General features: G+C 34.7%; 7 protein-coding genes. All 7 read left to right on the top strand.

All coding sequences use genetic code 11. The features are described from left to right. The coding region (gene recG / locus K8V80_RS03445) for an ATP-dependent DNA helicase RecG (protein ID WP_276775462.1) at positions 1–2,078 on the top strand (2,078 nt) is incomplete at its 5' end. A gap of 129 nt (positions 2,079–2,207) precedes the next feature. Then, positions 2,208–2,672: a nucleoside-diphosphate kinase gene (ndk, locus tag K8V80_RS03440; RefSeq protein ID WP_006743519.1), complete on the top strand. Its 465-nt coding sequence runs from the start codon at positions 2,208–2,210 to the stop codon at positions 2,670–2,672. Between the two features lie 11 nt (positions 2,673–2,683). Next, positions 2,684–3,544: a peptidoglycan DD-metalloendopeptidase family protein gene (locus tag K8V80_RS03435; RefSeq protein ID WP_006743518.1), complete on the top strand. Its 861-nt coding sequence runs from the start codon at positions 2,684–2,686 to the stop codon at positions 3,542–3,544. A 204-nt stretch (positions 3,545–3,748) separates the two neighbouring features. Then, on the top strand, positions 3,749–4,603 hold the full coding sequence (locus tag K8V80_RS03430) for a peptidoglycan DD-metalloendopeptidase family protein (protein WP_006743517.1): 855 nt from the start codon (positions 3,749–3,751) through the stop codon (positions 4,601–4,603). A 103-nt stretch (positions 4,604–4,706) separates the two neighbouring features. Beyond that, a complete protein-coding gene (locus K8V80_RS03425) occupies positions 4,707–5,249 on the top strand; it encodes a DUF1599 domain-containing protein (RefSeq protein WP_006743516.1) in 543 nt (180 codons plus the stop codon). Next, complete coding sequence (locus tag K8V80_RS03420; RefSeq protein ID WP_276775460.1) at positions 5,239–6,510, top strand: BT_3928 family protein; 1,272 nt, start codon at positions 5,239–5,241, stop codon at positions 6,508–6,510. Before K8V80_RS03425 ends, K8V80_RS03420 begins: the two co-directional genes overlap by 11 nt. A gap of 35 nt (positions 6,511–6,545) precedes the next feature. Next, entirely contained in the window at positions 6,546–7,307 is a 762-nt protein-coding gene (tpiA, locus tag K8V80_RS03415) for a triose-phosphate isomerase (RefSeq protein ID WP_006743514.1), read from the top strand. The last annotated feature ends 45 nt before the right edge of the window (positions 7,308–7,352 follow it).

The following is a 7,352-nucleotide window of genomic DNA, read 5'->3' as shown; positions in this document are numbered from 1 at the left end:
GAGATATTAAATTCTTATCGGGAGTAGGTCCAAGAAGAGCCGAAATTTTAAATCAGGAGCTAAATATCTTTTCTCTTCATGATTTAATTTATTACTTCCCTTATAAATATGTTGACCGAAGTCGTGTCTATACGATATCAGAACTTACGGGCTCTATGCCTTATATCCAATTAAAAGGTCAGATTTTACATTTTAATGTAGTAGGTGAAGGCCGTAAAAAGCGTTTGGTGGCTCGATTTACTGATGGTACAGGATTTATTGACTTAGTATGGTTTAGAGGAGTAAAATACATATCATCTAGTTTGAAACTGCGCCAAGATTATTTGATTTTTGGTAAACCAACCGTATTTAATGGACAAGTTAATATTGCTCATCCTGATATGGAAGATGCAACAGATATTCAACTTTCTTCTTTGGGATTAAAGCCCTACTATAATACAACAGAAAAGATGAAACGTGGCTCTATGAACTCTCAGTCCATAGAAAAACTAATGAAATCTGTTGTTGATTTGCTAAAGTATCCTATTCCCGAAACATTGCCTGAACATATCATTCAAAAATACAAATTAATGCCTTTGCAAGAGGCTTTGAAAATAATTCATTTCCCTGGTGATGCATTAAGTTTAAGGAAAGCTCAATATCGGTTAAAGTTTGAAGAACTTTTCTATATTCAGCTTAATATTTTAAGCTATAGTAAAGAGCGTCAATTGAAGTATAAAGGTTTTACTTTTCCGAAGATTGGTGAGTATTTCAATAATTTTTTCTTCAAGAATTTACCTTTTGAACTTACGGGGGCCCAGAAAAGAGTTCTAAAAGAAATTCGACAAGATGTAAGTACAGGAGTTCAGATGAATAGACTTTTGCAAGGTGATGTAGGTAGTGGTAAAACTCTAGTTGCCTTGATGAGTATGCTGATGGCTCTTGATAATGGTTATCAAGCCTGTATGATGGCTCCTACAGAGATATTAGCTAGTCAGCACTACGAAACGATATTAGAGTTTATACATGGACTTGATATTCGTGTGGAGTTATTGACAGGCTCAACTCGTAAAAAAGATCGTGAAAGAATCCTAAGTGGATTAATAAGTGGAGAGGTTCAAATTATAATTGGTACTCATGCTCTTCTTGAAGATACGGTTACTTTTAAAGCTTTAGGATTTGCAGTCATTGATGAGCAACACCGTTTCGGCGTAGCCCAGCGTGCGAAGTTGTGGATTAAGAATGATAATCCACCTCATATATTAGTTATGACAGCTACCCCGATACCTCGAACATTGGCTATGACTCTTTATGGTGATCTAGATGTTTCAGTTATCGATGAATTACCTCCAGGTAGGAAGCCTATACAAACCATACATCAATTTGATAACCGAAAGAAGTCTTTATATAAGATGGTAAAAGATCAGTTGGCTATGGGTAGACAAATCTACTTTGTGTATCCGCTTATCGAGGAAAGTGAAAAGATAGATTTAAAGAATCTGGAGCAGGGGTATGAGTTAATTACTCAAGAATTTCCAGAGTATAGAGTTGTCAAAGTTCACGGAAAGATGAAACCTGCAGAAAAAGATGAGCAAATGAATTTATTTGCTTCTGGTCAGGCACACATTATGGTTGCTACTACAGTTATAGAAGTAGGGGTAAATGTACCCAATGCCTCTGTTATGATTATTGAAAATGCAGAAAGATTTGGTCTATCGCAATTGCACCAGTTAAGAGGTAGAGTAGGACGTGGAGCAGATCAATCTTATTGTGTCTTAGTAACAGGATATAAACTTTCAGAAATCACAAGAAAGAGAATTGAGATAATGGTGGAGAGTAACGATGGATTTGAAATAGCCGAAGCCGATTTGAAATTAAGAGGGCCAGGAGATTTAGAAGGTACTCAACAAAGTGGTGTTGCTTTTGATTTAAAAGTAGCAGATTTAGCTAAAGATGGGCAACTTCTTCAGTTTGTGCGAACTGTAGCTCAGGATATTATTGATAAAGATAAAAATAGAAGTTTGATAGAGAATAAACTACTCTGGTCTCAATTGGATAATTTAAGGAAAACAAACCAGAATTGGGCAGCAATAAGTTAAAACTGCCGTATTAAAGCCACTTCTGGCTAAAAAAAAGGGTATTTTTATTGTTCTTTCATATTTTGTATTATCTTTGAAACGATTATTTCAAAAACAAGACGAGATTATAACCTTAAATTAAGTGTCTACATGATACAACAAACACTTGTGATACTAAAACCTTGTACTATTCAGAGAGCTCTGATAGGGGAAGTTATAACTCGTTTTGAAAGAAAAGGTCTGAAAGTTGTCGGACTTAAAATGTTACAACTATCAGATGAGGTTCTTAGTGAACACTATGCTCATCTATCAAATAAGCCATTTTTTCAGCGTGTGAAAAACTCTATGATGGCTTCTCCTGTAATTGTATGTTGCTTGGAAGGTGTTGATGCTATCGCTGCTGTGAGGAGAATAACTGGTGACACAAATGGACGCTTAGCAGATCCTGGAACTATCCGTGGAGATTTTTGCATGAGCTTTCAGGAGAATATAATACATGCCTCAGATTCGTCTGAAGCTGCATCGATTGAAATAAACCGTTTTTTTAAACCATATGAAATATTCGATTACAAGCAAGGTATATTTGAATACCTCTATGCAAATGACGAGTATTAAAAATGAAACCAATGAATTGTAGTAGTTATATTAAAGCATTCTTAGCTGTATTCGCCTTTTCTTTCGTAGGCTTTACTACAGCACAAGCACAAGACTTAATTGCGAGACAAGCCCCAATCGACAAAAAGCTTAAAAATATTGACTCTCTAACACTTCAAAGACAAATTGATGTTGTAAGAGAAGAATACCCTGCCTTAAGCTTGTATCCAAATTGGAATAATACTTCAGTACATGCTTATGGTAAAGCTGAGGTTCCAGAATCTTTTGAAATAGATTTGACTGGTTTTGTTATGCCAACAGACAGTCGTAGGATTACATCTAAATTTGGTTATCGTTGGAGAAGAATGCACAATGGACTAGATATAAAAGTAAATGTTGGCGATACTATAAAAGCAGCATTTGATGGTCGAGTAAGAATGGTTAAATATGAACGAAGAGGATATGGAAGATATGTCGTTATTCGTCACTACAATGGTTTAGAAACAGTTTATGGACACATGTCCAAACAATTAGTAGAAGAAGATCAGTATGTTAAGGCTGGTGAAGTAATTGGCCTTGGTGGTAATACAGGGCGTTCTACTGGTTCTCATCTTCACTTTGAAACCCGCTTCTTGGGTATAGCAATTAATCCTGCATTAATGTTTGATTTCCCCAATCAAGATATTGTTGTAGATAAATACACCTTTAAACGTCGTGGTGGTAGAACTGCTGCAACGAATAGTGCTACAGCTTCATATTATAGAGTCCGCAAAGGGGATACTCTTTCGGGTATAGCTGCTTCAAAGCGAGTATCTGTAAACAACATATGTAAGTTGAATGGAATAAAGAAAACATCTATCTTACGTCCTGGACAGCAATTAAGATTATATTAAAAGAATTTAATTATATAAGAAAAAGGAGTGTTTAAGTAATAATTAACTTAAGCACTCTTTTTTTATTTGAAAGAAAAATTATCTTTGTGACTTCGTGAGTTGGAACTTTACTTAGATTTAGTTTTTCTAAGAAAGTGATAAACCATTGTCATATAGCATATTCAAATAAATAGTTTATGCTGTGTTTAATCTAAAACAATATCCATGGAGAAACCATCTTTCAAATTTCTTTTTTTGCTTATTGCATTTCTTGGCTTCGGCATGAGTTCTGCACATTCTCAAGATTTGCTTGCTAGACAGGCTCCTATCGATAAAAAATTAAAATCAATTGATTCTTTAGTTCTACAAGAACAAATAACCTCAAGAAGTGAAGAGTTTCCTGCTCTTAGCTTATATCCAGAATGGATTACTTCTTCTGTGCATTGCTATGCTAATGTTGTTATTCCCGATTCATACACCATAGATTTAACCGATTTTGTTATGCCTACTGATAGTAGGAAAGTGACTTCTGGTTTTGGTGCCCGATGGGGAAGAAGACATAATGGTCTTGATATAAAAGTAAATATTGGAGACACTATAAAAGTTGCTTTTGCGGGTAAAGTGCGTATTGTTAAAAATGAGCCAAGAGGTTATGGTCGTTATATTGTAGTAAGACATTATAATGGATTGGAAACAATCTATGGACACCTATCTAAACAGCTTGTTAAGCCTGGAGATGATATTGAGGCGGGAGATGTAATTGGGCTTGGTGGAAATACAGGTCGTTCTTATGGCTCTCATTTACACTTTGAAACTCGTTTTTTGGGTATAGCTATTGACCCAAGTCAAATGTTTGACTTTCCTAACCAAGATGTCGTAGCGGACACCTTTGTTTTTGAAAAGAAAAAAGGTGATAATTCTACTGCTTCTGCAGGTGGAGCATACTACCGTGTACGCCATGGAGACACACTTACAGGTATAGCTGCCTCAAAGAGAATATCTGTTGATACGATTTGCAAATTAAACAGTATGAAGCAAGATGCTGTGTTGCATGCAGGTCAGCAATTAAGATTGTACTAAGTTTAGATTTACATATAAGCTTTAAAGGGTGCTCTAGATATTCTAAAGTACCCTTTATTTTTTATACATAAATGATTACCTTTGTACGGCATAAATAGTATATATGAAAGAGACACTTCAACAATTTGAACAGGTTGTAAGTCAATGTCGTGACTTATTCAAGAAAAAACTACATGACTACGGTGCAGCATGGAGAATTTTAAGACCTTCATCTGTTACTGATCAAATCTTTATAAAAGCGAATCGCATTAGGAGTATAGGCACTAAAGGAGTTAGTTTAGTGGGAGAAGGCATAAAGCCTGAATTTATTGCTATCGTAAATTATGGGATTATAGGTTTGATTCAATTAGAATTAGGGTATTCAGAATCTGATGATCTAGATGAAAACAAAGCCCTAGAGCTTTACGATAAGCATATGAAAGAAGTCTTGGATTTGCTAAAAATAAAAAATCACGATTATGATGAGGCTTGGAGAAGTATGAGAGTTTCATCATATACTGATTTGATCTTGATGAAAATTCATAGAACAAAACAAATAGAAAGTCTAGGAGGTGAAACATTAGTTTCAGAAGGGATTGATGCCAATTATATGGATATGATAAACTATGCCATATTTGGACTCATCAAATTAGAATATGGAGAATAAACATATACAACTATTTCAGAGTATATGGACAAATGTCTGTCGTTATATTCTATCGGCAGTATTTATATTTTCTGGTTTTGTGAAAATAATAGATCCACTAGGTTCTTATTATAAGTTACAAGACTATGCAGAAGCCTTTGGTCTTTTGTGGATCCCTAATTCTATGCTTTTATTCTTTGGCGTATTATTAGCTAGTATTGAGTTTGCTGTCGGGTTATTCCTTTTCTTTGGAGTAAGGAGAAATGTTTCAACTGTGCTCAGTTTGGTACTTATGATATTCATGACTCCACTGACTCTTATTTTAGCTTTGACAAATCCTATATCAGATTGTGGATGCTTTGGAGATGCACTGGTTTTAACTAACTGGCAAACTTTTTGGAAAAACGTAATTCTAATTTTATTAGCATTCTGGCTTTATAAGTTTAGGAAGTTGATAATTCCTTTTTTTACAGAAAAAACAAATTGGATCGTTTCTCTTTATACTGTGATTTATGTAGTAGTACTAGCTATGTATAGTCAGAGATATCTCCCTATAATGGATTTTAGACCTTATAAAGTAGGAGTAGATATTGTGGATGATATGTCTATTCCTGAAGGAGCTGAGGAGCCAGAATATGAGACAGTATTCCTTATGGAAAAAGGGGGAGAGCAAAAATTCTTTGATGTAGAACACTATCCTGATAGTACTTGGACTTTTGTAGAGGCTAAAACGAACTTAATAAAGAAAGGATATATTCCACCCATACAGAACTTTTCAATTCTAGATATAGAAACAGGCGAAGATATAACAGAATCATTTCTAACAAAGGTGGGCTATAAGTTTATATTGGTGGCTCATCGTATAAACGAAGCTGATGATAGTAATATTGATCTCATCAATGAGGTATATGATTATAGTGTAGATCAGAATTATCCGTTCATTTGTCTTACTTCTTCTTTAGAATCAGATATTGAGGAGTGGAGTGATAAAACTGGTGCAGAGTATCCTTTTTATCATGCTGATGATATTACGTTGAAAACCATAATTCGTTCTAACCCAGGTTTACTATTACTAAAGGATGGTGTAATTATCAATAAATGGGATCACTACTCTATTCCTGATGAATATCAGTTAACAGACTCTTTAGATAAGTTAGAGTTAGGAAAACTCAGTAAAATAGATAACAAAGAAACATTATTATATGTTGTCTTATGGTATTTCGGACCACTCTTTGTGTTGTTTGGTCTTGATTTACTGAACAGACGTCGTAAGCAGAAATAATTCTTTTATTAATTAAACTTTATAATAAAACAAAAATGAGAAAAAACATTGTTGCAGGAAACTGGAAAATGAACAAAAACCTTCAAGAAGGTATTCAGTTAGCGAAAGACGTAAATGCTATCTTAGCAAACGAAACTCCAAATTGTGATGTAATCATCTGTACTCCATTTATTCATTTAGCTTCTGTTACTCCTTTAGTAGATGCTTCTAAAATAGGTGTAGGTGCTGAAGATTGTGCAGACAAAGAATCAGGAGCATACACAGGTGAAGTTTCAGCATCTATGGTTGCTTCAACTGGTGCTAAATACGTTATCTTAGGTCACTCAGAACGTCGTGCATACTATCATGAAACATCTGCTACTCTTAAAGATAAAGTAAACTTAGCTTTGGCTAATGGTTTAACTCCTATCTTCTGTGTAGGTGAAGTTTTAGAAGAACGTGAATCAAACAAGCAAAACGAAATTGTTAAATCTCAATTGGCAGAAGCTCTTTTTGAACTTTCAGCTGAAGAATTTGGCAAACTTGTTATTGCTTATGAACCAGTTTGGGCTATTGGTACAGGTAAAACAGCTTCAAGTGCTCAAGCTCAAGAAATGCATGCATTCATTCGTTCGGTAATAGCTGACAAATACGGTAAAGATGTAGCAAACAATACTTCTATCCTTTATGGTGGTAGCTGTAAAGCTTCAAATGCAAAAGAATTATTTGCTAATCCAGACGTTGATGGTGGTCTTATTGGTGGTGCTTCACTAAAAGCTGAAGACTTCAAAGGCGTTATTGACGGCTTTAAAGCATAATTATAGCTATATTGCAAACTCAATTGGGAATTAACACCCAATTGA

The sequence above is a fragment of the Bacteroides coprosuis genome (genome assembly GCF_020741705.1).
Lineage (GTDB): Bacteria > Bacteroidota > Bacteroidia > Bacteroidales > Bacteroidaceae > Bacteroides_E > Bacteroides_E coprosuis.
Note: the sequence above shows the minus strand (reverse complement) of the source record. Positions and strands in the feature narration are given on the sequence as shown.

What these genes read in the sequence shown, in the direction of transcription:
- K8V80_RS03425 (WP_006743516.1), top strand. Translation starts at nt 4,707, where the DNA reads ATGAAAGAGACACTTCAACAATTTGAACAGGTTGTAAGTCAATGTCGT.
- K8V80_RS03435 (WP_006743518.1), top strand. Translation starts at nt 2,684, where the DNA reads ATGAATTGTAGTAGTTATATTAAAGCATTCTTAGCTGTATTCGCCTTT.
- tpiA (WP_006743514.1), top strand. Translation starts at nt 6,546, where the DNA reads ATGAGAAAAAACATTGTTGCAGGAAACTGGAAAATGAACAAAAACCTT.
- ndk (WP_006743519.1), top strand. Translation starts at nt 2,208, where the DNA reads ATGATACAACAAACACTTGTGATACTAAAACCTTGTACTATTCAGAGA.
- K8V80_RS03420 (WP_276775460.1), top strand. Translation starts at nt 5,239, where the DNA reads ATGGAGAATAAACATATACAACTATTTCAGAGTATATGGACAAATGTC.
- K8V80_RS03430 (WP_006743517.1), top strand. Translation starts at nt 3,749, where the DNA reads ATGGAGAAACCATCTTTCAAATTTCTTTTTTTGCTTATTGCATTTCTT.